This is a genomic window from Ensifer sp. ENS02 (genome assembly GCF_014851885.1).
GTDB classification, from domain to species: Bacteria; Pseudomonadota; Alphaproteobacteria; order Rhizobiales; family Rhizobiaceae; genus Ensifer; species Ensifer adhaerens.
Window position 1 is genome coordinate 19,559 of the sequence record NZ_JACVAO010000018.1, and the last position, 24,299, is coordinate 43,857.

19 protein-coding genes are annotated in these 24,299 nt (G+C 62.6%); 7 read left to right on the forward strand and 12 right to left on the reverse strand.

The window, feature by feature from the left end; genetic code table 11:
* Positions 1-23 precede the first annotated feature (23 nt).
* On the reverse strand, positions 24-1,514 hold the full coding sequence (locus IB262_RS29135) for a PLP-dependent aminotransferase family protein (protein ID WP_192494048.1): 1,491 nt from the start codon (positions 1,512-1,514) through the stop codon (positions 24-26).
* Positions 1,515-1,623: 109 nt separating this feature from the next.
* On the opposite strand from IB262_RS29135, the gene IB262_RS29140 reads away from it, so the two are divergent.
* From IB262_RS29140 to IB262_RS29160, 5 genes are all read left to right on the forward strand, one after another.
* The gene (locus IB262_RS29140) at positions 1,624-2,856 is read left to right on the forward strand and encodes a benzoate/H(+) symporter BenE family transporter (RefSeq protein ID WP_112975326.1); all 1,233 of its coding nucleotides are present in this window, start codon (positions 1,624-1,626) and stop codon (positions 2,854-2,856) included.
* A 377-nt stretch (positions 2,857-3,233) separates the two neighbouring features.
* Positions 3,234-4,466 carry a zinc metallochaperone AztD gene (gene aztD / locus IB262_RS29145; RefSeq protein ID WP_112975325.1) on the forward strand — a complete coding sequence of 411 codons (1,233 nt, stop codon included), beginning with the start codon at positions 3,234-3,236 and terminating at the stop codon, positions 4,464-4,466.
* Positions 4,467-4,718: 252 nt separating this feature from the next.
* Positions 4,719-6,527, forward strand: coding sequence for a protein-disulfide reductase DsbD (dsbD, locus tag IB262_RS29150; protein ID WP_112975324.1), 1,809 nt, complete (start codon positions 4,719-4,721; stop codon positions 6,525-6,527).
* Positions 6,524-7,348 carry a TlpA disulfide reductase family protein gene (locus IB262_RS29155; RefSeq protein ID WP_060530530.1) on the forward strand — a complete coding sequence of 275 codons (825 nt, stop codon included), beginning with the start codon at positions 6,524-6,526 and terminating at the stop codon, positions 7,346-7,348. Before dsbD ends, IB262_RS29155 begins: the two co-directional genes overlap by 4 nt.
* 109 nt (positions 7,349-7,457) lie before the next feature.
* On the forward strand, positions 7,458-8,066 hold the full coding sequence (locus IB262_RS29160; protein WP_034794695.1) for a DsbA family protein: 609 nt from the start codon (positions 7,458-7,460) through the stop codon (positions 8,064-8,066).
* Positions 8,067-8,294: 228 nt separating this feature from the next.
* Here the strand turns inward: IB262_RS29160 and IB262_RS29165 are convergent, their stop codons facing one another.
* The 8 genes from IB262_RS29165 to IB262_RS29200 form a co-directional block, all read right to left on the reverse strand.
* Positions 8,295-8,528, reverse strand: coding sequence for a hypothetical protein (locus IB262_RS29165; protein ID WP_034794697.1), 234 nt, complete (start codon positions 8,526-8,528; stop codon positions 8,295-8,297).
* 130 nt (positions 8,529-8,658) lie between these two features.
* Complete coding sequence (locus IB262_RS29170; RefSeq protein WP_082566434.1) at positions 8,659-9,363, reverse strand: gamma-glutamyl-gamma-aminobutyrate hydrolase family protein; 705 nt, start codon at positions 9,361-9,363, stop codon at positions 8,659-8,661.
* 103 nt (positions 9,364-9,466) lie between these two features.
* Entirely contained in the window at positions 9,467-10,429 is a 963-nt protein-coding gene (locus tag IB262_RS29175; RefSeq protein WP_034794701.1) for an ATP-binding cassette domain-containing protein, read from the reverse strand.
* On the reverse strand, positions 10,426-11,337 hold the full coding sequence (locus tag IB262_RS29180) for an ABC transporter ATP-binding protein (RefSeq protein WP_192494049.1): 912 nt from the start codon (positions 11,335-11,337) through the stop codon (positions 10,426-10,428). Before IB262_RS29180 ends, IB262_RS29175 begins: the two co-directional genes overlap by 4 nt.
* Positions 11,334-12,155 (reverse strand): ABC transporter permease, encoded by an 822-nt coding sequence (locus IB262_RS29185; protein ID WP_034794912.1) that lies wholly within the window; start codon positions 12,153-12,155, stop codon positions 11,334-11,336. Before IB262_RS29185 ends, IB262_RS29180 begins: the two co-directional genes overlap by 4 nt.
* Positions 12,156-12,160: 5 nt before the next feature.
* Positions 12,161-13,096 (reverse strand): ABC transporter permease, encoded by a 936-nt coding sequence (locus IB262_RS29190; protein ID WP_034794719.1) that lies wholly within the window; start codon positions 13,094-13,096, stop codon positions 12,161-12,163.
* A gap of 81 nt (positions 13,097-13,177) precedes the next feature.
* On the reverse strand, positions 13,178-14,770 hold the full coding sequence (locus IB262_RS29195; protein ID WP_060516616.1) for an ABC transporter substrate-binding protein: 1,593 nt from the start codon (positions 14,768-14,770) through the stop codon (positions 13,178-13,180).
* 55 nt (positions 14,771-14,825) lie between these two features.
* The gene (locus IB262_RS29200) at positions 14,826-16,451 is read right to left on the reverse strand and encodes an amidohydrolase (RefSeq protein ID WP_060516619.1); all 1,626 of its coding nucleotides are present in this window, start codon (positions 16,449-16,451) and stop codon (positions 14,826-14,828) included.
* A gap of 204 nt (positions 16,452-16,655) precedes the next feature.
* Here IB262_RS29200 and IB262_RS29205 point away from each other — a divergent pair, with 204 nt between their 5' ends.
* Positions 16,656-17,597, forward strand: coding sequence for a LysR family transcriptional regulator (locus IB262_RS29205; RefSeq protein WP_034794728.1), 942 nt, complete (start codon positions 16,656-16,658; stop codon positions 17,595-17,597).
* Positions 17,598-17,651: 54 nt separating this feature from the next.
* On the opposite strand, the gene IB262_RS29210 is transcribed toward IB262_RS29205, so the two are convergent.
* Both IB262_RS29210 and IB262_RS29215 read right to left on the reverse strand, forming a co-directional pair.
* Entirely contained in the window at positions 17,652-20,102 is a 2,451-nt protein-coding gene (locus IB262_RS29210; protein ID WP_192494050.1) for an FAD-dependent oxidoreductase, read from the reverse strand.
* Positions 20,103-20,180: 78 nt separating this feature from the next.
* Positions 20,181-20,972 carry a DeoR/GlpR family DNA-binding transcription regulator gene (locus IB262_RS29215; protein ID WP_034794735.1) on the reverse strand — a complete coding sequence of 264 codons (792 nt, stop codon included), beginning with the start codon at positions 20,970-20,972 and terminating at the stop codon, positions 20,181-20,183.
* A gap of 204 nt (positions 20,973-21,176) precedes the next feature.
* Between IB262_RS29215 and IB262_RS29220 the strand changes: the two genes are divergently transcribed.
* Entirely contained in the window at positions 21,177-22,214 is a 1,038-nt protein-coding gene (locus IB262_RS29220; RefSeq protein ID WP_034794738.1) for a GlxA family transcriptional regulator, read from the forward strand.
* Between the two features lie 73 nt (positions 22,215-22,287).
* Here the strand turns inward: IB262_RS29220 and IB262_RS29225 are convergent, their stop codons facing one another.
* Positions 22,288-24,297: a putative 2-aminoethylphosphonate ABC transporter permease subunit gene (locus IB262_RS29225; RefSeq protein ID WP_034794741.1), complete on the reverse strand. Its 2,010-nt coding sequence runs from the start codon at positions 24,295-24,297 to the stop codon at positions 22,288-22,290.
* Positions 24,298-24,299: the final 2 nt, after the last annotated feature.

Consider the following 24,299-nt stretch of genomic DNA (forward strand, 5'->3'; position numbering starts at 1 on the left):
CGTTGGGGCGGCGCTTGGACGACCTATGACTTCGCCGCGGCCCGGAAGGCACCAGCCAGCTTCCGCACCGCCCCCTCGATCTCGCTTGGCGTATAAGCGGCAAACCCCATGAGGAACCCGGGCTCGGGCTTGCCGCCGGCGTGAAGCGCGGACAATCCCATGATCTCGATCCCGACACGTCGTGCCGCATCGACGGCCGCGGCCTCCGAGATCGCACCTGTCAGCGCGCACGGCATCTGCAGGCCGCCATCGGGCACACGCGCTTCAAGGATATGCGGCAGATGTTTTCCGACAAGCGTCGCCAAAAGGTCGAGCCGGTCGGCGTAGATGCTGCGCATTGTGCGCACATGGGCGCCGAAATGCCCGCCTTCCATGAAGCGCGCGAGTGTCATTTGCGCCATCGGAGCGGAGTGCCCGTCAAGCAGAGTACGCGCGACGGTCATCGGCTTGACCAGCTCAGGCGGCAGAACTGCATAGCCGATCCGAAGCCCCGGAAAGAGCGATTTGGTGAAGGTGCCGATGTAGATCGTCCGGTCGTGCGGATCGAGGCCCTGCAGGCAGGCCGTTGGTTTGCCGGCATAGTGGAATTCGCTGTCGTAGTCGTCCTCGAGGATCCAGGCCTGATGGCGGCTCGCCCATTCGATCAGCGCAAGGCGGCGATCGAGCGTCAGCGTGGCGCCGGCCGGGAACTGATGCGAGGGCGTCAGGAATACGGCCTTGACCTTGCGCGTCTCCGCCTTGATCTGGTTGACGGCGATGCCATGGCGGTCGACGCGGATGGGGACGCATTCGAGCCCCGCCGCATCGAACGCCTTGCGCGCGCCGTAATAGGTCGGATCCTCGATGAAGATGCGGTCACCGGGATCGAGCAGCATGTTTGCGCACAATGTCAGCGCCTGCTGCGAGCTGGTGAGGATCAGCACCCGTTCGGCCGTGGCACGGGCGCCGCGTTCTAGGTTCACATAGTCGGCAATGGCACGCCGCAGCTCCTCGATCCCTTGCGGGTCGCCGTGAAGCAGCGCCCTTCTGCCGGTTTCGCGCAAGCCCTGCCGTCCGAGGCGCTCCCACAGCGCGAGCGGAAAAGTGCGCGTCTCCGGCACGCCATGGGCGAAGGGGCGGGGCAACAGCTGTTCACTGACGCCGCCGCTGCCGAACGTGGCATTGCCCCGCCTGCTCAAAGCCGCTGCCTGGTTGGGCGACTGCGCGCGCCTTGGAGACAGGCGCCTGCCGGGTGCAAACTCCTTCACCTCGGCCACGAAACTGCCGCTCCCGACGCGACGGTCGATGAAGCCTTCGGCATGAAGCTGGCCATAGGCCGCTTCGATCGTATCGCGCGATACGCCGAGGGATTTGGCGAGCACGCGCGAAGCTGGAAGCGGCTTTCCCGGCCCAAGCGCACCGTCGAGGATCAACTGACGGATCGCCCGCTGGATGCGCGCATGAAGCGGCATCCCAGCCTGGGCGGGCTGGGCAATCCATGCCTTCACGGACTCGAGTTGGGAATGCTTGAACAAATGGTCTGATCATCTTCAGAAAAATGGATGGGCATATCGGGCCAATGACTGGCTATTTGTCAACGCGGCTTGCCAGTCCTCCCCGATATTTCAGGAGCCCCGATAGATCATGTCATCACATGTTTTCCCGTCATCCCTTCGCTTCAACGACCTTGCCCATCCCATTGTCGCGGGTCTGATCTCCGTCATCGTCAACTATGGCGGCACCTTCATCCTGGTCTTTCAAGCCGCGAAAGTGGCTGGGCTCAGCCCCGAGTTGACGGCTTCCTGGGTCTGGTCGGTCTCGATCGGCGTGGGAATGACGGGGCTTTGGCTGAGCTGGCGCTATCGCGAGCCTATCATCACCGCCTGGTCGACGCCGGCCGCAGCCTTTCTCGTCACTGCGCTTGCGACCACGCCCTATGCCGAGGCCATCGGCGCCTACATGATCTCGGCTCTAGCCTTCGTCGCACTCGGGCTTTCGGGCTATTTCGAGAAGGTCATCCGGCTGATCCCGCCAGGCATTGCCGCGGGCCTGCTCGCCGGTATCCTGCTGCAGTTCGGCATCGGCGCGTTCGGCGGCGCAAGCGTCGATCCGTTGCTCGTCGGCCTGCTGATTGTCGCCTACGTCGTCCTGAAGCGCTTCTCCGCCCGCTATGCCGTGGTCGGCATCCTCGTTCTCGGGCTCCTGTTCCTGCTCGCGGAGGGCCGGGTCGACCTGTCGGGTCTGAAGTTGGAGTTCGCGGCGCCCATTTTCACCATGCCGTTGTTCTCGCTGAACGCGCTGCTTTCGGTCGCACTGCCGCTGTTTCTCATCACGCTGACCGGCCAATACATGCCGGGAATGCTGGTGCTGCGGAATGACGGCTTCAAGACCAGCGCCAACCGGATCGTGACGACGACTGGCTTCGGTTCGCTGATCATGGCGCCTTTCGGCTCGCACGCCTTCAATATCGCGGCAATCACGGCGGCGATCGCAACCGGCAAGGAGGCCCACGAAGACCCGTCCAGGCGCTGGATCGCGGGCATCGCCGCGGGCTTTTTCTACGTGCTCGTCGGCGTGTTCGGCGTTACGCTTGCGGCCGTGTTCATGGCGTTTCCTGCGACCTTCATCACCACGCTAGCGGGCCTCGCCCTTCTCGGTACCATTGGTGGCAGCCTTGCTGCAGCAACAGCCGACCCGGCCTGCCGCGAAGCAGCGCTCATCACGTTCCTGGCCTCCGCCGCCAACATCAAGCTGCTCGGGATCGGCGGGGCCTTCTGGGGCCTGGTGATCGGCCTTCTCGCCTACATCGTTCTGAACGGCCGCCTACCGCAGCGTCGCGGGAGCAAGCTGCCCCTGAACGAAGGCACAGCGAAGTAGCAGGATGACCGGGTCCCGCCGCGTTTGACGGCCTTCGTCGCTGATGAAGGCCCTATGGCGGGTTTTGGTCCATCTCGCCCAAAGCCCCCCAGCCCTGAAAATCGGCGAAGCCCACCAACGGAGAACCGAGCATTTCAAAGGGTGGCGGCAACACATGCCGCCATCCGCCGCTCCAGGCGAAGTCGCGGAATGCCAATCGGTCCGTCAGGACCGAGCCTCACACTCCCTAACGCCAGCGAGCCACGTAGGCCGCCGTCGCGGGCCGCCTGTGACGGCTTCGTTGACGCATGTGCAAACGTCAGCTTGTTGCCGCTGGACAAGGCGAATGTAACGCTATAACACAACACATGTTACGTTATTACATTATAGGAGATTTCATGTCCCGCTCCGGTTTGCCCGCGCTTTTCGCCACCACCATTCTCGCGACCCTCGCCTTTCCGTTGACCTCTCATGCCGAGGAAGAACAGCAGCGCGAGACCTGGCGTTTGTTCATTGCCGACCACACCCAGCCCGTGGTCCGCGCCATCGATTTGGAAACGGACAAGGAAATCGGCCGTTTTGACCTTGAAGGCTACGCCGCCCTTTCCCTGAGCGACACCGGACGAACCGTGTTTGCCGTCCAGGGCGAACAGAACCTGATCCATGCCATCGACACCGGCATAGCGCTTTCCGATCACGGCGAGCACCGGGACATCGAGGTCAAGGAGCCGAGGCTGCTTGGGACAACCATTCGCGGACAAAAGCCCGGCCACGTGGTTGCCCATGGTGACGATCTCGCCATCTTCTACGATCGCGGTGGCAAGTTCGATCTGCTTGGCGAAAGCGCGCTTCTGGACGGCAAGGCGGAGCTCAAGGCTTACGATACTACCGCCGCACACCATGGCGTCGCGGTTTCTACCGGCAACCATCTTCTCGTTTCGGTCCCGAACCTCGAAGCGACGGTAAAGGAAGGTGAGCTTCCTCCCCGCCTGGGTCTGCGTGTTCTCGACAAGGAGGGCAAGCAGGTCGGCGATGTCGCAACCTGCACGGGGCTCCACGGTGAAGCGACGTCCGCCCGCCTGGCCGCCTTCGGTTGCGCCGAGGGCGTCCTGGTCGCACGCCCAGGTGGGCTCGATGGCCCCAAGCTCGAGATGCTCGCCTATGGCGACAAGCTGCCGGAAGGCAAGGTATCCACACTGCTCGGCGGCACTTCTATGCAGTTCTTCCTTGGGAACTACGGAGAAGACAAGGTCGTACTGATCGACGCCGACGCGAAGGAACCCTACCGCCTCGTCGAACTGCCGCTGCGGCGGGTGGACTTCATCCTCGATCCGGCAAAGTCACGCAACGCCTATATCCTGACGGAGGACGGCAAGCTTCACCTCCTTGACGTCGTGGATGGCGTGATCACCAAATCGGAAATCGTCACGGAGCCCTACAGCAAAGATGGCCACTGGCGCGACGCAAGGCCCCGCCTCGCCGTCGCCGGCAATCACCTCGCCATCACTGATCCGCGCCAAAGCCTGGTACGCGTGATCGACACGGAAACACTGAAGGAGACCCGCACGATCGCGGTCGAGGGACAACCCTTCGCAATCGTCGCAGCCGGTGGGTCGGGCGCAACCCACTAGGCAACACAGGCAATGAAGTCTGGACGCCGGCCAAAGGGCCGGTGTCCATAAGCAGGTGAACCGGCAGCGCCGGTTGCCCCACCATCGTTCGGCCTTTACTTCCGGAATTACACCGAGAGCCAGCGCCAAGGTCTTAGCGGATTAACTTGCGCGGCCCGTTTCTATCCTTCGCCTTGGTCAATCATTTTAAGGCTGCCTTAAGGTAGCGGCCTGATCGCTCCGCCCTCGATTGAAGACGAGGACGCAAGAACGATGCGGAAAGCAAGTCTGCTGGCACTGGTTTGGGTTTTGATTGCGGCCATCCTGCCAGCCCGGGCGCTCGAGGCGCCCCTGCCGATGGACGAGGCCTTCGTACCTGGGATCGCCAGGCAAGACGACGGCCGGCTGGCGATCACATGGACGATTGCTGGCGGCTACTATCTCTACAGGGACTTCCTGGCAGCAGAAGATGAGGGTAACCGGCCGATCACCCTGCAAACCGAACCGGGTGCAGTCAAGGACGATCCGGGCTTCGGCACAACCGAGGTCTATTACCAAAAGGCTTCGGCCCGGATCGCGAATGCGCCTCCGGTCATTCGCCTCACCTATCAGGGCTGCCAGGATGGCGGGCTTTGTTATCCGCCGACAACGCGGACGATCGATACCGCCGCGATGACCATCAGCAAACCGGTCGGTGGTTTTGCCTTTGCGCCTGCCAAGGACGCACGGCCCGTGGAAGCGCCGGACACAGGTTTTTCCATCGCAGCTGACGGCGGAGAAACGGCGGTCGACCGGCTCATGACCGGTGGCGGGTTTGCGCTTCTTCTTGCAGGCTTCCTCGGCTTCGGACTGCTGCTCGCCTTCACGCCCTGCGTTTTCCCGATGTATCCGATCGTCGCGGCCATGCTCACGCGCGAGGGAGAGGGGCTGACGGCACGACGCGGTTTCATGCTCGCCTCCGCTTATGTGCTTGCCCTTGCGTCCGCCTTCGGTCTCCTTGGCATCGTGGCCGCTTGGTCGGGGCAAAACCTCCAGATCGTGATGCAATCGCCCGTCGCGATCGGCGTGGTCGCGGCACTGTTCGTCCTGCTGGCGCTCTCCAGCTTCGGGCTCTTCCACATCAAGCTGCCGGCAGTGATCGGCAACCGCCTGAGCGGCGGCCGGCAGAAGGGCGGCTCGGTCGCCGCCGCCGCCCTGCTCGGTCTTTCCTCCGCCTTCCTCATCGGCCCCTGCGTAACCGCGCCGCTTGCCGGCGCCCTCCTCTACATCGCCCGGACCGGTGACATTGCGGTCGGCGCACTCGCCCTTTTCGCCCTTGGCCTTGGCAAGGGCATCCCGCTCATCATCATGGCGACAATCGGCGGCAAGGCGCTTCCACGCGCCGGCGCGTGGATGGAACGTGTCCGGCACGTCTTCGGCTTCGCATTCCTGGGAACGGCGATTTGGCTTGCGACGCCGCTTGTGCCGGAGCGCTTCGTCCTCCTGCCCTGGGCCGTGTTTTCCCTTGCCTTCGGCATCTACGCGGTCGCTCCCGACGGGCTGCGGTCCACAGGCGGCTACGGCGTACTGACGCGCTTGACCGCCGTCGTCTCGCTCATTTGGGGTAGTCTGCTGCTGGTGGGCCTCGGCCTTGGAGCCAGCGATCCGCTCACTCCGCTCGGCCCGCTCAAGGGGGCGGCGAGTGCTGACCAAACAGCCGCCATCCAGAAGTCGGATTTTACCAAGGTCGGCTCGGCCGGCGCACTCTCCCGCCTTCTCGACACCGCAGCCTCCGGGAGGCAACCCACCCTCGTCTATGTCACCGCTGGCTGGTGCGTCACCTGCCGCACGATCGAGCGGTCCGTTCTGACAAAGCCTGATGTCGCGGCGAGCCTTGACGGGATCCGCTTGGTCAGCCTCGACGTCAGCACCCTCGATGCGGAGAATGGCGCACTGATGCGATCACTTGCCGTCGTTGGCCCGCCGACTATGATCTTCTTCAACCGCAGCAAAGAGGAGGCCCCCGGTACGCGCCTCGTCGGAGAAATCACGGCCGGCTCGCTTGCGGAGGCGGCACGGATGGCCAAGGGCAGCGCGCAATGAACGCCGTCGCAATAGGTCCCTTCGCTTTTTCCGCCGATCGCTTTTCGGTCATCGCCGGGTTGATCGTCTTCATGCTTGTCGGCTCGCTCCTTGCCGCCCGCATCCACAACCGGCTTGGCACCTTTACGACGGCTGCCACACTTTTCGGCGTTGTCGGCGCGCGCGCCGGGCATGTGCTCATCCATGCCGAGAGCTTCCTGCAGGAGCCGTTGCGAGTTCTCGCCATCTGGCAGGGCGGCTTTTCCCCGACGGGCGGATTCCTCGGTGTTTTCCTCGCCGCAGTGATGCTCTGGCGAAACGCACCGAAAGCCGCTCCTTGGGCGATCCTGCCGCTTGCGGCCGGCCTCTTCGTCTGGGTCGTCGCCACAACCCTCACCGATAGCGGCGCTGCACCCCGTGCCCCGGAAACGTCCTATGCCGTTCTCGCACGTAACGAGAGCCTCGCCATCGCCGAGCGCAAGGGCCGCCCGGCGGTTCTCAATCTCTGGGCAAGCTGGTGTCCGCCCTGCCGGCGGGAAATGCCGATGATGGCGGAGATGACCGAAAGGAATCCTGAGGTCGACTTTCTCTTCGCCAACCAGGGCGAAAGCCGCGCGGCGATAGAATCCTATCTGCGCCAAACAGGCGTCGACCTGGAAACCATCCTTCTCGACCCTTTCTCGGGCCTATCCCGGCACTACGGCGCGATCGGCCTTCCTGCCACACTTTTCATCAACCCGGACGGTACGCTCGCCGCCACCCATCTCGGCGAAATCTCCCGCGAGGCAATCGCCGAACGGCTCGCCGCCTTTGCATCTGAGGACAGGAAGCAGGCAGAATGACAGCCCCGGCCTTTCCGACTTTCGTCGTTTGCCTGCGCGGCATGATCCTCGAAATCGCCGCACGCGCCGTCGCTCTCGGCCCCAATCCAATCGCACAAGGAGAAATCTGATGTTCACCCGCAGAACCGTTCTGACGGCCACGGTCGCGACCGCCGCCGCCGTGCTTGTCGGAGGCCGATCATCCTTCGCCCAGCAATTGACCAAGGAGGAGGTGTTTTTCGACAAGGACGCGCCCGTCCTTGGCAATCCGAAGGGCGATGTCACCATCGTCGAGTTCTTCGACTATCAGTGCCCTTACTGCAAGAAAGTGCATCCGACGGTCGAGAAGGTGGTCAAGGCCGACGGCAACGTGCGGCTCGTGCTGAAGGACTGGCCGATCTTGGGCGAAGCCTCCGTCTTCGCCGCACAGGCAGTGCTTGGAGCCGCCCAGATCGGCAAATACCAGCCGGCGATGGAGGCGCTGATGAAAACCAAGGCGAGGCTGTCGCAGGACGACATCGAGAAGGCGCTGACCGGGGCGGGTCTTTCGATGAAGGAGCTGACCGCAGCCGTGAACACGCACAATGCCAAGATTTCCGGGCTGCTCGACCGCAACTACAGTCAGGCACTCGCCTTCAATTTCGCCGGCACGCCATCCTTCGTCATCGGTTCGGCGATCATTCCCGGCGTTCTGGATGAAAAAGGACTGAAGGACGCCATCGCCAAAGCGCGGAGTTGAAGCACGAACTTGGTGAGCTTACCGGACTGCCGCTTCGAAAGGCGGCCAGAGCCCATTTGCGCGCGACCTGACCGGTTGAAAGGGTCGCGCGCCGAGAGGTTCACCTTGGCAGCCAGCCGACGAGCGGAAACCGGGATCGCTGAGCCTGGTGAGCCACCGCAGTCCGACCAGGCAGGCACCCATTCGGCCACCCGACTGCGGCCTTTCTGGCATCATTGAACGACCTTGCTAGGCCGAGAATTTCACCGTTACGCCGCGCTGCCGAAAGTACGCCTGCATCAGCTTCCGTCCGGAACGGTTGTTTTGCACGAGCCTGGTCGGGTCGAATACGGCCTCTTTCAAACCTGCCCGCATCAATGCTGCCTTGAGGGTTGCGATATGAAGATCGATGTCGGCATTGTCTGCCTGCAGCGATGCGTAAATGCGATCTGTTGCCTCTGCTACGGTCGGTTCGCTCACTATACACTCCTGTTGCTGTCTTGTTGGCGTTTGGCACGCCTGTCGGCTTGGCCCTATTTGCTGGAGCCGCCAACGTCAATCGGGAGAGGGCAGAATGTGCTTCCGACAGAACGCAGCAGGGCCTTGGAACAGGTTATCGAAGGTGTCGGCTTGACGCCTCGACGAAGGCGTCGAAGACGCGAGCGCCCGGATGGCTGTCGGCATCCAGCATTTCGGGGTGCCATTGAAGGCCCATGGCAAAGGTCTGCGAGCCGATCTCGATCGCTTCAACGACACCATCCGGGGCTCGGGCCGTAACGGTCACCGCGCCCGATACCTCCACGATCGCCTCGCGGTGAAACGTGTTCACGGTGAATGTTTCGATGCCGAGGATGTCGGCCATTCTGGTACCGGGGACAACGCTGACGTCATGCGAGAAATTGGCCTGGTCGTGATTGAGCGCGTCGGGCCACGACGAATGGACATCGGAAACCATCCGGCAACCGTTGAGGCAGCCGAGCATCTGCATGCCGTTGCAGATGCCGAGCACAGGCTTGTCGCGCGCAAGGAAACTTTCCATCAATGCCATGTCGACGGCTAGCCGATCCGAGGGCGGATACTGGGATTGGTCTCCTTCGACATACCAGCTTTTCGGGAAGTTGATGCGGCCGCCGACGCTTAAGAACCCATCAAAATCTTCGACGACCTGGTCGACGAGATCGGGAACATAGGGGATGCCGAAGGCAAAGGCGCCGGCGCGGCGCAGGGCGGAAAAGTAATTTCTCGAGACGTCATAGCGTCCACCGCCCGCACTGGTGTTTTCATCCATGATCACGGCGATCTTCGGCATGCGTTTCATCGGGTTCATCCTAGATTTCAATGATTCCAAGTTCGGACGTTGAGCAACCTAGCCTATCTTTGCCGCGGGGCGGAACGGGGCTTCGCTCAGCGCATTCCATCGGTTAGGCCAAAGCCATCCGAACCCTATGGTTCCCGCCGATCTCGATCAGTTCGGATCGAACAGGCGCGGTAAAAACATCCGGCGCGGTGCTGCCATCGGAAACGAAGCTGCGGCCGGCAAGTTGCGGCACGGTGGCGTCGCTCGCCTGCCTTTCCGCCGGGTTCAGCGCAGCATCCGGATCGGGAATGGCGGCGATCAGGCGGCGCGTGTAGGGATGGGTGGGGACTTCGAAAATCTCGCGCCAGCCGCCCTCTTCCACGACTTCGCCGAAATACATCACCAGCACCCGGTCGCTCATATGTTCCACCACGCTCAGATCGTGGCTGATCATCAGATAGGAGAGGCCGAGTTTTTCCTGAAGGTCGAGCAGCAGATTGATGATCTGCGCACGGATCGACACGTCGAGGGCCGAGACCGGCTCGTCGAGCACGACGATCTCAGGCTCGAGGATCAGCGCGCGGGCTATGCCGATACGCTGGCGCTGGCCGCCGGAGAACTCGTGCGGATAGCGTTTGGCCTGTTCGGGCGTCAGGCCGACATTCTTGAGCATCGCCTCGATGCGGCCTTCGATTTCCGAGGCGGCGGTAATGCCGTGCAGCCGCAGCGGTGCTGCAAGCGAGGTGCGCACGGACTGGCGGGGGTTGAGCGAGGCATAAGGATCCTGGAACACCATCTGCACCGCTTTCGCCCGGTCCATCCGTTGCGGCGCGCCGGGCCCCGCGAGCGGCTGACCGCGATAGCGGATCATGCCCTCAGTCGGTTCCTGCAGGCCGAGAATGGAAAGCGCCGTCGTCGATTTCCCGCAACCGGATTCACCGACGATCGACAGGCATTCGCCCTTGGCAAGCTCGAAGCTGATGCCGTTGACGGCGTGAAGCGTACGCCGTCCTTTGCCGAGCAGGCCGCCGCCGGAAATGGGGAAACGGACATGGAGATCGTCCACCTGAAGCAGCGGCGCGGTCATGGCTGGCTCCCTTCCCGTTCGCGTGGCGCGATGAAGCGGCTTTCCGTCAGCTTCGAGCGGTCGGCGATGATGCTGTCGATGTCGACGAGCCGCTGCCGCCCATGTTCGCTGCGGCTGCCAAGGCGCGGCAGGGCGCCGAGCAGGCCGCGGGTGTATTCGTGCCGCGGGCTTTCAAAGAGCGCCCGCGTCTCGTTCTCCTCGACGAGGCAGCCCGAATACATCACGCCGACGCGCTGGCAGATGCTGGCGATGACGCCAAGGTCGTGGCTGATGAAGAGGACGGCCGTCCCGCGCGCCGCGCAGAGTTCCTTGATGAGGCGTAGCACCTCGGCCTGCACGGTTACGTCGAGTGCCGTCGTCGGCTCATCGGCGATCAACAGGTCCGGGCTGCAGGCAAGCGCCATCGCGATCATCACCCGCTGGCGCAGCCCGCCGGACATCTGGTGCGGATAGTTCCTGGCACGGCGATCAGGGTTGGGCACGCGCACATTCCCGAGCGCTTCGACGGCGAGCTTTTCGGCTTCCGCCCAGCTTTTTCCCTGATGTAGCACGAACATCTCGGCGATCTGTCGCCCGACCGTTGAAAGCGGGTTCAGCGCCGTCATCGGCTCCTGGAAGATCATGGCGATGCGATTGCCGCGCAGGCGCCGCATCTCGCGTTTCGGCAACGCCAGCAGGTTCTGCCCCTTGAACAATATCTCGCCACTGGTAACGGCAAGCGGCCGTTTCAAAAGGCCCATGACGGCAAGCGATGTGACCGATTTTCCGGACCCGGATTCGCCGACGAGGCCATAGGCCTCGCCGGGCATGATCTGGAACGAGACGCCCTTGAGCAGTGGATGGTAGCTGGAACGGCCGAGCGAAACGCCAAGCCGCAGGTTCTTGATGTCGAGAAGCGGCGCGGTCATGGCTTGCGCGTCCTCATATGCGGATCGAGGCTGTCACGCAGACCATCGCCGAGAAGGTTGAAGCCGAGCACCGAAAGAAAGATGGCAAGGCCAGGGAAGAGCGCCGCCCAGGGGGCGAGCTGGATGAGTTGGCGGGCATCGGTCAACATCGAACCCCAGCTCGGGAATGGCGGCTGGATGCCGAGGCCGAGGAAGGAGAGCGCCGCCTCTGACAGCACCGCCGAGCCCATGCCGAGCGTCGCCATGACGAGGATCGGCCCCATCATATTGGGCAGGATCTGCGTGAACATGATGCGCAGGTCGCCATAGCCCAGCGTCTGGGCCGCCTGCACGTAGCCCTGCGATTTCAGCGAGAGCGTCGAAGACCGGGCGATGCGGCAGGTCCAGCTCCAGTTGGTGAGGCCAAGCGCGATCAAGAGCGACGGCAGGCCGGGGCCAAGCACCGCCATGACGGCAAGCGCGAAGATCAACGAGGGGATGGCGAGCATGACGTTGGTCAGGCCGTTGACCAGATCGTCCCACCAGCCGCCCCAATAGCCGGCCGTCATGCCGAGCGTGACGCCGATGATCGAGTTGATCACCTGCGACACGATGCCAACAGTCAGCGAGATCTGCGCGCCGTAAAGAATGCGGGTATAGACGTCCCGTCCCTGCCCGTCCGTGCCGAACCAGAAGGTGGCGTCCGGCGGCAGTTCGGAGTTCATCAAGTCCGCATCGAGCACGGGGTCAAAGGGCGCGATCCAATGGGCAAGGACACCGGCGAAGATGACGAGCGCAGTCAGCGTCGCACCGAGCCAGAAGTTGAAGCCGAGGCGCACGGTCGTCACTCCTGCTTGATGCGCGGGTCGATCGCGGCATAGACCAGATCGACGGCGGTGTTGATGATCAGGAACCACAGCACGATGACGAGGATCGTGCCCTGCACCACGGGAATGTCGCGGATCGCCACACTGTCGACCAGCAGCGAGCCGATGCCCGGCCAGGCGAACAGCTTTTCGATGACGACGGCCTGGCCGATCAGCGAGCCGAACTGCAGGCCGACCGTGGTGACGATCAGCACCAGCGCATTGCGCGCCACGTGCCAGCGCACCACCTTCGCCTCGCTCATGCCTTTGGAATGGGCGGTGCGAATGAAGTCGGCGTTCAAAACGTCGAGCACGCCCGCCCGGGTGGTGCGCGCCAGCAGCGCGAGCGGCGTGACGCCGAGGGTCACGGCCGGCAGGATGAGGTTTCGAAACGAGCCGTCGCCGTAACCGAAACTGGGCAGCCAGTTCAGTTGCAGGGCGAAGAGATACATCATCAGAAGGCCGAGCCAGAACTGCGGCATGGAGAGGCCCGAAACCGCCCCGATCATCGTCACCGTATCGAGGATCGAACCGGGCCTGAGTGCTGCAAGAAAGCCGAGCGGCACGCCGACGACGATGGCGAAGACCATGGCGGCGACGGCCAGCTGAAGCGAGGCGCCCAGCCGGTCGTTGATGAGGTCAATGACCGGCTGGCGGGTGCGGAAACTGGTGCCGAGATCGAACTGGGCGAGATCCGTAACATAGGTCACGAAGCGCTCCATCAGCGGCTTGTTCAGACCGAACTCCTCATTGAGGCGAGCGATCATTTGCGGATCGGCGGCACGCTTTCCGTCGGCAAAGAGACTGGCCGCGAAGGTACCGGGGACGACGGAGAAGATAACGAAGATCAGCAGCGCCACCACGACGATCGTCGGGACGACCTGCAGAATGCGGCGCAGGGTAAAACGAAGCATGAGCGGTTCCATTTTGGCCACCCGGTTGGGTGGGACAACTGATGTGTGGGGCGGCCGAAGCCGCCCCGAACCTCTCAGGGCTTACTTGCGTGCGTCCGGCGCCGTGTCGTCGATCCAGATCTCGTCATAGGGCTGGACCGCCAGTTCCGTGGCGTTCGGGACAAGGCCGTGGATCCAGGGCTGGTAGGCCATGACCGCCTTGTTGTAGTTGAAGAACCAGACCGGCGCATCGTCCTGCACGATGTTGTTGGCCTGGCGCAGCAGATCGCTCTGCTTGGCGGGGTCGCGTTCCTGCTGGGCCGCCTCATAGAGCTTGTCGAAATCCGGGCTCGCATAGCTCGCGTAGTTGCAGGCGGACTGCGCCGTCTTGGAATAGAAGCAACGCAGTGCATTGAGCGGGTCGGGACCGGACAGGTTCGACCAGATGAAGGCCTGGAAGTTGTTCGACGTCACGGCATCGCCAAGCGCCGAGCTTTCGACCGGCTTCGGCTTCACGGTGACGCCGACCTTCTTCAGCATCGGCAGGATGGCTTCAACGATCGGCACGCCCCAGCTTTCGTTCGGGCTCGCCGTGACTTCGAACTCGAAGCCATCGGCATAGCCTGCTTCCGCCAGGAGCGCTTTCGCTTTCTCTGGATCGAAGGCGTAGGGCACCTTGTCCTTGTCGAAGGCCGGCGAAGACAGCGGCAGCCAGCCGGAGGCGGGGTAGGCCTTGTTCTTGACGAGCCGTTCAATGATCAGCGGCGCATTGATCGCATGGTTGATCGCCTGGCGGACCCGCTTGTCCTTGAAGGGTTCGAAGGCCGGGTTGAAGCCGATGTTGCGCGTATAGACCTCGGCAACTTCGAGCAGGTGATCCTTCAAGGCGTCTTCACCCTGATAGGCTTGGTATTGGGTCGGGCCAAGGATCGAGACATCGATTTCCTTGTTTCGGAACGCGACGTCGCGCGCGGCGTCCTCGGCCATCAGCACGATGTTGATGCGGTCGAGATAGGGCTTGCCCTCTTCGTAGTACTTGTCGAACTTTTCGACAACGACCTGCGATCCCGGCACGTGCTCCTTGAAGACGAAGGCGCCGAGGCCAACGGGGGTCTTGGCGAAGCTCGATTCATCCTTGACATCAGACGGATAAATCACCGTCGTGTTCTGCATCAGCGGGAAGCCGGGGTTGATCGGTCCGGTATAGGTGATCTCCAGCGTGTGGTCGTCGATCTTCTTGAGACCGGAAATCTCCTCAGCCTTGCCGGCGATGAACGCATCCGCACCCTTGATGACGGCAATGTAGCTTGCGCCCGGGAAGGCGTTCTTCGGGTTGGCGATGCGCTTGTAGCTGTAGATGATGTCGTCGGCCGTCAGTGGCTTGCCGTTGTGGAAGACGGCATTTTCGCGCAGGCGATAGGTGTGCACCGTACCATCCTCGGACACCTCTTCCGAGCTAGCGAGTTCCAGGACCGGCTTGTTCTGGATCGAATCCCAGCTGTAGAGCGCGCGGTGGATCGCCTGGGTGATGAATTCCTCCTGGGTGTTCGGGCTTGCCTGAACGTCGAGCGTGGCGAAGCTCGAGCCATAGGGTGCGGTAAAGACGAGCGTTCCGCCGTGGCGTTCGCCGGCAGCCAGCGCTCCGGTTGCCACCCCGAGGCCGAGCATTGCGGCCAATGTCAATCTTTTCAGCATGCTGTTTTCCCTCTCGTGCCGTTTTCGGCTTTGTGTTGATTGGTCTTTCAGGTCGTCAGCGTGCGTCGTGCACGACGCGGCCTGCAAGCAGGGTCATCAGGCAGCGTGTGCCTGAGAGAATGGTATCGGCCGGTGCCTCCAAGAGGTCGTTGTCGAAGACGGCGATGTCGGCCCATTGTCCCGGCACAAGCCTGCCCTTCACGTCTTCGGCCTTCTGAGAATAGGCGCCGTATTCCGTGTAGGCCTGCAACGCTTCCTCGCGGCTCAGCTTTTCCGCCTCCACCATCACGGTACCCTTGCCGGTCTTGCGCGTGATCATGGCGTGAAGGTTCGGGAAGGGATCGGGCGAGCAGACGGGCGAATCCGAGCCGGTCGAGGGCTTGAGACCCATGCGCATCCAGGTGCCGATCTGGTAGGAGGCCTTGCCCCGTTCCTCACCAAGCACGGAAACGTAGCTGTCGCCGAAATCGTGGATGAAGGCCATCTGCGGCGCCGGCAGGATGCCTGCCGCCTTCATGCGCCGATCTTGCTCCGGGCTCGAGAAGCCGCAATGCTCGATGCGATGGCGCCGATCCGGATCGGGATTACCGGCCAGCGCCTTTTCGTAGGCCGTGATCAGCTGCTCGATCGCACCGTCGCCGATGGCGTGGCAAGCCATCTGATAGCCCCGGTCGTGGCAGGATTTGACGATCGCCTCGACGTCGGCATCCGGCAGCATCTGTACGCCGATATTGTCGGGCTCACCAAGATAGGGCTTCGACATCCATGCGGTGCGCCCGCCGGCCGAGCCGTCGAGGAAGATCTTCACGGCCCCGACGCGCAACATGTCGTCGCCCGCACCGGAAATGAGCCCGGCACGCCAGGAATCCTCTACGATCGAGACGCCGGGATCGCCGAGCAGTGTCAGCCAGACGCGCACCGGCAGGCGGCCGGAAAGCTTGGCCATCTCATAAGCCTGGATTTCCGCAAAGCCGGCAAGTTGGCCGACCGCCGCATCCATGCAGCTCGTAATGCCGAGCGACAGAAGATAGCGCCCTGCCCGCTCGATGCCGTCGATCAACTCCTCCGTCGTCACCTCGGGAATAGCCGTCTTGATGAGGTTCTGCGCGTTTTCCGCCAGGAACCCGTTGAGGCGCCCGTCCGTGGTGCCGATTACGCCGCCGTCCGGCACCGGCGTCGCCTCGGTGACATCCGCCAGGCTCAGCGCCAGCGAATTCGCGATGGCCACATGGCCGCAGGCGCGCGTCAGCAGCACGGGATGATCCGGTACGGCGCGGTCGAGTTCCTCGCGGGTCGGATGCCGGCCGACATCGAGCTTGACCTGGTCATAGCCCCGTGCCCGCACCCATGCGCCCTTCGGCGTGACGGCCGCGCGTTCGGCAAGTTTCTCCATAAGGGCGGCAAGCGTCGGCGCAGCGGCAGGGGTCGCGTCGACCCAGCCCATGGTGATGCCGGTGGAGATCAGGTGAAGGTGATTGTCGATAAGACCGGGGCTGGCAAAACGGCCTTCGAGATCGATCACCTTGGTATGGGGCCCCTTGAGGCTCGCCATCTCGGCATCGCTGCCGGTGGCCAGAACCTTGCCCTGCCAAATGGCAACGGCCTCGCTGATCCCCTCCTCCCTGCCTCGCCAGATTCGGCCGTTGTGCAGAATAAGATCAGCGTGAAGCTGGAAGGCCATTAACAATCCCCCTTTTGTTATCAGCCTGATTTCGTGAGCCTCCTCGCTGCCTCGAAATCAGAACTGTTTGCCTTGGGCGCAACGTGGAAGGTTTGTCGGGGTTTGGCTAATTCGCTTTTAGCAAAGGCTGATGCAATATCGGCATAGCGATTTCTTTCCAACGACTTATGATCCCCTCAGCTGCAACGCAGGGGAGATCTGGGCATGGAGATCAAGTGGCTGGAGGACTTCGTGACCCTCGCCGACACGTGGAGTTTTTCGCGCGCTGCCGAGTTGCGCAACGTGACTCAGCCGGCGTTCAGCCGCCGCATCAAACAGTTGGAGCGTTGGCTCGGGGCAACGCTGATCAACCGCGCCACCATGCCGGCGGAACTGACGCCGGCAGGTCGCAATTTCCTGCCCATAGCGCAGGAGGCAATCCGAACCTTCTATGCAGCGCGCGAATCGCTACGCCCGTCTCACGAAGAAGGCCTCATCCGCTTTGCCGCGCTCCATACGCTGACGGTAACGATCTTCCCTGGCTGGCTCAAACTGCTCGAAAACGCAGGTGGCGCTTTCAGCACCTCGCTGATGCCCGACCGCGGCGGCATCGAGGCCAATCTTGACGCCCTCATCGGTGACGAGGCGGATTTCTTCCTGACTTATGCGCATTCGGAGGTGCCATTCCATCTCGACCGCGCACAATTCTCGTCGCTGACGATCGCCCATGATCGGCTGATCCCGCTCGCCGCCGCAAACGTCTCTATCCCCGATGGTACGCTACCGGGGCTGAATATTCTCGACCGGGCTGTGGCGCAGCCGCGGCTCGCTATTCCCTATCTGAGCTACGGGTTCAATTCGTTCTTCGGGGTCGCCCTTTCGCGTCTCATGCTGCGGCGCCCGCCCTTCCGGCGCCGCACGACGCATGAAAACACGATCAGTGCCGGGCTGATGAACATGGCGATGTCGGGTGCCGGCGTCTGCTGGTTGCCCGAAAGCCTTGCCCGTGACGCGATCGATGCCGGTGGCCTCGTACCCGCCTCTACGGATAAGGGCTGGAATCTCGACCTCGAAATTCGGCTTTACCGTCACGCCGCGACGCGCAGCCGCAGGGTCGAGGACCTCTGGCAAACGGCAAAGCTCTTGCTGGAACGCGAGCCCGCCTAGACGGGCTCGCGGGAAGATCAACACGCGCAATTCGTCGCATCGCGAAAAGATGGTCTAAATCTTGACCCTCAGCGCACGCGGATCATATGCCGGGGCCAGATGCACCGTCGCGGCATAGCGAATGCCTGCAAGATCGATCTCGAAGCGCTCCCCCTCGAGGAACGTTTTGTCCACGCCTTCAGGGTTTTCAAGCAGGCCGAGTGCGACCGAACGCCCAAGCGTGTGACCGTAGGCGGCGGAGCGGACCTCGCCGACCGGTTTTCCCGCACGCAGGATCAGTTCGCCGCCCCAAAGCATGGGCAAGGGATCGTCCAGGGTAAACTGAACGATGCGGCGCGAGGGCAGGCCCTTGGTCTTTGCGGCCACGAGCGCATCGTGGCCGACAAAGCCGCCGGGTTTTCCCAGAGCAACCGCAAAGCCAAGACCAGCCTCGTAGGGGTTGATGTCGGGCGTCAGTTCCCGGCTCCAGGCGCGGTAGCCCTTCTCCAGCCGCAAAGCCTCAAGCGCATAGTAGCCGCAATCCGTCAGGCCGAAGGCGCGACCGACCTCGTGCAGCGCCTCGTAAACACCGACAGCGAATTCTGTCGGCACGATCAGTTCCCAGCCGAGTTCGCCGACATAGGTCATGCGGTTGGCAAGGGCCGTGGCGTAACCGATATCGATCTCGCGGATAGTCGCGAAGGGAAAGCCCTCGTTCGAGATATCCGCCGAGGTAAGCTTCGAGAGGATGTCGCGCGATTTCGGTCCCATCAGCGCCAGGACTGCATAGGACGACGTCACGTCGGTCAAAGTCACGTGGGCGTCCGCGGCAAGGTTCTTGCGGATCCAGTCCGCATCATGCACCGCTTGGGCCGAACCTGTGATCAGCATGAAGCGATCGGCCGCAAGTCGCATGACGGTCAGGTCGCTCTCGTAGCCGCCCCGCGCGTTCAAGAGTCCGGTATAGACAGAACGGCCGATCTCGCCGTCGATGTCGGCAGCGCAGATGCGGTTAAGCGCTGCTGCCGCATCCCGCCCCTGCACAAGCAGCTTGGCGAAGGAGGTCTGGTCGAAAATGCCGGCGGCCTCGCGCGTTGCCTTCATCTCGCGCTTGACCGCTTCATGCCAGTTCTGCCGACCGAAGGAATACTCGGTGACGGGGCGCTCGCCTTCCGCAGCAAACCAGTTGGCCCGTTCCCATCCCATTTTCGAACCGAAGCACGCGCCCTTGGCGGCAAGCCGATCGTAGAGAGGCGAACGGCGGAAGGGGCGTGCCGTATCCAGCTCCCGGTTCGGCCAAGGCATCGCATAGTGCAGACCGAGCGTTTCCTTGACGCGATCGTGAAGCCAGCGCGGATTGTTGTTGAAGCCCGCGAAGCGACGGATATCGACCGGCCAAAGATCCATGGTCGGCGCGCGGTTTACGATCCACTCGGCAAGGGCTCGACCTGCCCCGCCGGCGCTGGCAATCCCCATGGAGTTGAAGCCTGCGCCGACAAAGAAGTTCTTTAGTTCGGGCGCCTCGCCGAGAATGAAATTGTTGTCCGGGGTAAAACTCTCCGGGCCGTTGTAAAACTTCTTCACCTCGGATGTTTCAAGCTGCGGCACGCGCTGCAGCGCATTGTGCATCAGGATTTCGAACTGATCCCAATCGTCAGGTAAGAGGGCGAACTCGAAATCGTCGGGAATGCCTGCCATGCCCCAGGGCTTGGCTTCCGGCTCGAAGCCACCCATGACGAGCCCGCCGACTTCCTCCTTGAAATAGATGTAGCCGTCCGGATCGCGCATGACCGGCAGGTCAGGATGTACGCCCTCGATGCGGCCGGTGACGATATACATGTGCTCGGCCGAGTGCAGCGGCACGGTGACGCCGCACATCTGGCCGACCTTGCGTGCCCATTGACCGGCACAGTTGACGACGATCTCCGCGGCAATGGCCCCCCGATCGGTTTCGACGCCGGTGACGACGCCGTTTTTGGTCGAAATGCCTGTGACCCGGACGCGCTCGATCACGCGGGCGCCGCGATTGCGGGCGCCTTTGGCGAGCGACTGCGTGAGGTCTGTTGGATTGGCCTTGCCGTCGCCCGGCAGCCAGACGGCGCCGACGAGATCGTCGATCGCCATGACCGGCCAGAGCTCCTGCGCTTGCTTCGGCGAGATCACCTCGATCGCGACGCCTTGGGCGCGAGCAGAGGCCGCCGTGCGCTTCAACACGGTCATGCGGTCTTGCGTGCGGGCAACCGAGAGCGAGCCGCAATTCTTCCAGCCCGTGGCAAGGCCGGTCTCGGACTCAAGCTCGCTATAGAGCTTGGTCGAATATTTGATGAGGCCCGTCATGTTGGCGTGGCTGCGCAACTGACCGACGAGACCGGCCGCATGCCAGGTGGTGCCGCCGCTTAACTGCCCCTGCTCCAGCAAAACGACGTCGTTCCAGCCGAGCTTGGTTAAGTGATACGCGACCGAGCAGCCTATAATACCGCCGCCGACGATGACGACCTGTGCCTGTGTTGGAAATTCCTGCGCCATGAAACGACCTCCCGAACCCATGGAAGGCCGCACGGTAACAAAACGTAGACAAAGAACAAGACATAAAGTTACAAAAGATTACATTTGTTGTTCTGCAACGACCAGGGCTGGACCTTTGCGCTCGAGCGCCTCGCGGATCGCCTCCGGCGGATGTCGGTCAACAATCACTCCGGCGGCGGCTTCGAAGCGGGGAATGCGAAGCGGCGTCAGCCGTCCGAACTTGGAACTGTCGAGTACGAAATAGGCTTTGGCCGCCGTTGCCACCATGCGCGAGCGCTGCTCGGCGCCGCTGCGGGTAAAGTCGGTCACCTCTCCATCGGGCGACAGGCCCCCGCCGCCTAAGAACGCGACGTCGACGCGGAAATGGCTGATCGCCTCGAGCGCATCGATACCGATGGCCGCTTCTTCATCCGGATCGATTTCGCCGCCGAGCATATGAACGCGCACCTGGGGCTGTCGGCACATCAGCAAGGCGATCGATAGCGAAGTCGTGCAAATCGTTAAGTTTTTTCGCCCAGTCAGGGCATGGGCCACAGCAAGCGTCGTCGTGCCGGAATCAAGGAAGATCACCATGCCGTCGCGCACGAGACCTGCTGCTGCACGACCGATCAGCGCTTTTGGCCCGGCATTCTCCTCCCGCCGCTCGACGAAGGCCGCTTCCGTCGGCTCGAACAGGGTGGCGCCGCCATGGACAAGATCGAGCTGGCCGCGATCGGCAAGAAGCTTCAGATCGCGCCTGATGGTCTGACGCGAAACATCGAAGAAATCCGCAAGCTCGGTGATACCAACGGTACCGTCGGCTGCAAGCCGCCTGAGGATCTCGCCGTGACGGCGTGGAGCAAGAGCGCGGGCGTTTTGTTGTTCTGACATGTGACTATCTGTGTCCATTTTTGTCCATTTGACAAGCTGCAACGGCTGTCCACGCCGCAGCGCACGCGTAGTAGCCCCTCACCCGCACGGATTTCGAGCGGATTTCTTCGGATCCTCGTTTTAACGGGATTGGCAACGGTCCAATATGTTGCATAATGTAACTATTCTTTCCGCGCACCACTTCGACGCCCTCAGGAAGAGACAATGCAACAGCCATGTACGCAGGCTCGCCACTTCACCTTCTACCTGCTCGATGGATTTACCCTCCATGGCTTCTCCGCGGCGATCGAAGCGCTACGCCTCGCCAATGACGTGGCCGGCCGCCCGGTATACGGGTGGCACCTTGTAGCGGCGGATGGAGCACCCGCCGTTTCATCCTGCGGCACGGGCATTCCGGTAGCGGCGCCGCTCTCGGCCGAACGCAACCGGTTTGGCCGCGATGCAGATCCGGGCTTCATCGTCATCTGTGGCGGCCGCAAGAAGCCATCGGCCGACAGGGCCCTGGAGGCCTGGCTGCGATCAGGCGCTCGCAGCAACGCGCGCCTCGCCGGGCTTGGCGGCGGCGTCTACTGCCTAGCGCGCGCGGGGCTGCTCGATGAGCGTCGCTGCGCCGTTCACTGGGAACACTTTCCAGACTTCTCCGAGCGGTTCTTCATCGCGGACCCGCGCCAGACCGCCTTTGAGATCGACGGCGGGATCTATACCTGCGCCGGCGGCAACGCGCCCTTCGACATGTTCCTGCACATCATCGAAGAGGACCTTGGTCGGGACGTGGCCACCCGTATCTGCGAGGCGGCACTCTGCGAGCGGCTGCGTGAGACCGGCGAGCGCCAGCGATTACCGTTGCAGGCACGTCTCGGCATCGACAACCCTCTATTGATCCGTGTCATCGAAAAGATGGAGGCAAATCTTGCCGAGCCATTGAAGCTCGCCGACATGTGGCCCTCGACCGGACTTTCCCGGCGCCAGATCGAGCGCCTGTTTCGAAGAGAAATGGGGCGCACGCCGGCGCGCTACTATCTCGACCTCAGGCTCGAGCGCGCTCACCTGCTGCTCATAACCTCGTCGCTTCAGGTCATCGAAATCGCGGTCGCCTGCGGCTTTTCCACCGCCTCGCACTTTTCCCGCACCTACCGCGAACGCTACGGCCTTACGCCGCAGCGTTCGCGTCTCAACGAGATGGAGCGCCTGCGCGCAGGAAACGACCGCAAAGTGGTGATGGCGGAGCTCCGGGTGGCGTAGAGTGACGCGGACAAAAGCGCCGCCGTCCTTCAGAACGAAGGACGGCGGCGCTTTGCGAAGGGCTGGTTGCGGGTTAGCGCCAAGCCTGGGTGCGCGCGAGCAGACCGCGCGCGATCAGCGCGTGGACAAGTTTGGCCGCAACATTAGTGTAAAAGATCATCATGCCCATGGCCGCGGCCGGCGCTATATCGCCGGCGTCGTCCATGTTTAGCACGGCGACTGACGCGAGCTTGGTGTCGGTCGAGTAGAGAAACACCACCGCCGAGACGGTCGTCATCGCATTGACGAAGAGATAGATAGCGATGTTGAGGATCGCCGGCAGGCAGACCGGCACCGTGACCCGAAAGAACAGCCGGTGGAAGGGCTGTTTCAGCGACGCGGCGACGGATTCGAACTCCGGGTCCATCTGCTTCAGCGCCGTCAGCGCGGTCAGGTGCGCGACGGTATAAAAGTGCGTCACGGTCGAGACGACGAGGATCGTCATCGTGCCGTAGATCGGGTGCAGCGGATTGGCCGGGTTGTTGAAGAAGAAGATATAGGCAAGGCCGAGCACCATGCCGGGCACCGCCATCGGCATCATCGCCAGGAAGTGAAAGAGGCCACGGCCGAAGCGGAAGCCATCGGCCTTCTCCACCATGTAGGCGCCGGCAAAGACGACGATCGAACCGAAGAGTGCCGTCAAAAGCGCGAGCCGGATCGAGTTGCCATAGGCGGCCCAGCCGCCACCGTCCATCAGGTCGAAGGCAAAATTCTTGGCTGTCAGCGTCAGGTCATAGGGCCAGAACTTCACCACCGCTGCGATCTGGCACATGGCGATCATGCCGAGGATGAAGAGGCTGACGAAGCAGGCAAAGGTGAAGCACAGACCGTCCATGCGGGCATTGGGCTTCGGCTGATAGGGCACGGCGCGCGCCGACAGAAGCGCTACCTGCCGCTTCTGCATGTGCCGGTCGACGTAAAAGGCAAGCACCGCCGGCACCAGCAGGATGACGGAAACGACCGCGCCCATCTCGAAGTTCTGCTGGCCGATCACCTGCTTGTAAATGTCGACGGCGAGCATGCCGTATTGTCCGCCGATCACCTTGGGCAGGCCAAAATCGGTGATGACAAGCGTGAAGACGACGAAGGCCGCAGAGACGATGCCGAAGCGCGCGCCGGGCACCGTGACGGTCGTGAAGGTCCGCCATTTGCTGGCTTTGAGCGATGCGGCCGCCTCATAGTGGCGAGCATCGGCAATCGAGAGCGCCGTCAGGATGATCAGGAAGGCATGCGGCAGGGTGAAGAAAACAGAGCCGATGACGATGCCGATCGGCCCGTAGATCGAATAGCCAAAAAGCCAATCCCTGAAGATGCCCTGATTGCCGAAGAGATAGACGAGTGCAATGCCCGGCAAGAGTGACGGCACCAGGATCGGGATCGTCAGGATGCCGCGGAAAAGCCCTTTGAGCGGCATGCAGCTGCGCGTCAGGCCGTAGGCAAGCGCAAAGGCGACCGAGATCGTGAACACCGTGCTGATCACCGCCATCAGCACGGAATTGTAGATCGACTGCGCAAGCGCCGGCGTCGAGAAATAGGTCGTGAAGTTCGTAAAACCCAGAGCGCGCGCGGGTCGCAGCACGACGCGCCGGAAGGTACCGGAATCATAGTCCCGCCACTCAGTCCCCTTTTCGAGGGTGGAGCCGACCAGGAAGGCGGCATCGTCGTTCGTGCCGCGAATACGGTAGTGAACGGGGCTGCGGAACTTGAAATCCGGGAATAATTTTGTGGCCGCGAGCCGTCCGTCGGAACTGCTGGAAAGCTCGGCTTCCGTCACCGCCCCGAGTTCCCGGTTCAGGTCTTCGGCGGTGACGACCGGCCCCCAGTTCGCCCCCGTCTCGTCGCTCACCTGGAACTCGAAAGCCGAAAGCTCGAACCGGTAGGTCGACAGCGACTTCGACAGCATGACGAAGAGCGGCGCGCCAAGCGCGACGACCAGATATAGCCCGATGACTGCCATGAAGCCGAGCTTGATGCGGTCGTCTTTGGAGGATTCCTGGCGCAGCCGCTTGCCGATCAGGGGAAGGTGGGGTGCTTCCAGAACCATGT

Coding starts and splice junctions, on each gene's coding strand:
- IB262_RS29190 (WP_034794719.1), bottom strand. CDS start 13,096: ATGCTTCGTTTTACCCTGCGCCGCATTCTGCAGGTCGTCCCGACGATC.
- IB262_RS29180 (WP_192494049.1), bottom strand. CDS start 11,337: ATGACCGCGCCGCTTCTCGACATCAAGAACCTGCGGCTTGGCGTTTCG.
- IB262_RS29170 (WP_082566434.1), bottom strand. CDS start 9,363: ATGAAACGCATGCCGAAGATCGCCGTGATCATGGATGAAAACACCAGT.
- IB262_RS29175 (WP_034794701.1), bottom strand. CDS start 10,429: ATGACCGCGCCGCTGCTTCAGGTGGACGATCTCCATGTCCGTTTCCCC.
- IB262_RS29195 (WP_060516616.1), bottom strand. CDS start 14,770: ATGCTGAAAAGATTGACATTGGCCGCAATGCTCGGCCTCGGGGTGGCA.
- IB262_RS29210 (WP_192494050.1), bottom strand. CDS start 20,102: ATGGCGCAGGAATTTCCAACACAGGCACAGGTCGTCATCGTCGGCGGC.
- IB262_RS29220 (WP_034794738.1), top strand. CDS start 21,177: ATGCAACAGCCATGTACGCAGGCTCGCCACTTCACCTTCTACCTGCTC.
- IB262_RS29200 (WP_060516619.1), bottom strand. CDS start 16,451: ATGGCCTTCCAGCTTCACGCTGATCTTATTCTGCACAACGGCCGAATC.
- IB262_RS29225 (WP_034794741.1), bottom strand. CDS start 24,297: ATGGTTCTGGAAGCACCCCACCTTCCCCTGATCGGCAAGCGGCTGCGC.
- aztD (WP_112975325.1), top strand. CDS start 3,234: ATGTCCCGCTCCGGTTTGCCCGCGCTTTTCGCCACCACCATTCTCGCG.
- IB262_RS29160 (WP_034794695.1), top strand. CDS start 7,458: ATGTTCACCCGCAGAACCGTTCTGACGGCCACGGTCGCGACCGCCGCC.
- IB262_RS29140 (WP_112975326.1), top strand. CDS start 1,624: ATGTCATCACATGTTTTCCCGTCATCCCTTCGCTTCAACGACCTTGCC.
- IB262_RS29215 (WP_034794735.1), bottom strand. CDS start 20,972: ATGTCAGAACAACAAAACGCCCGCGCTCTTGCTCCACGCCGTCACGGC.
- dsbD (WP_112975324.1), top strand. CDS start 4,719: ATGCGGAAAGCAAGTCTGCTGGCACTGGTTTGGGTTTTGATTGCGGCC.
- IB262_RS29205 (WP_034794728.1), top strand. CDS start 16,656: ATGGAGATCAAGTGGCTGGAGGACTTCGTGACCCTCGCCGACACGTGG.
- IB262_RS29155 (WP_060530530.1), top strand. CDS start 6,524: ATGAACGCCGTCGCAATAGGTCCCTTCGCTTTTTCCGCCGATCGCTTT.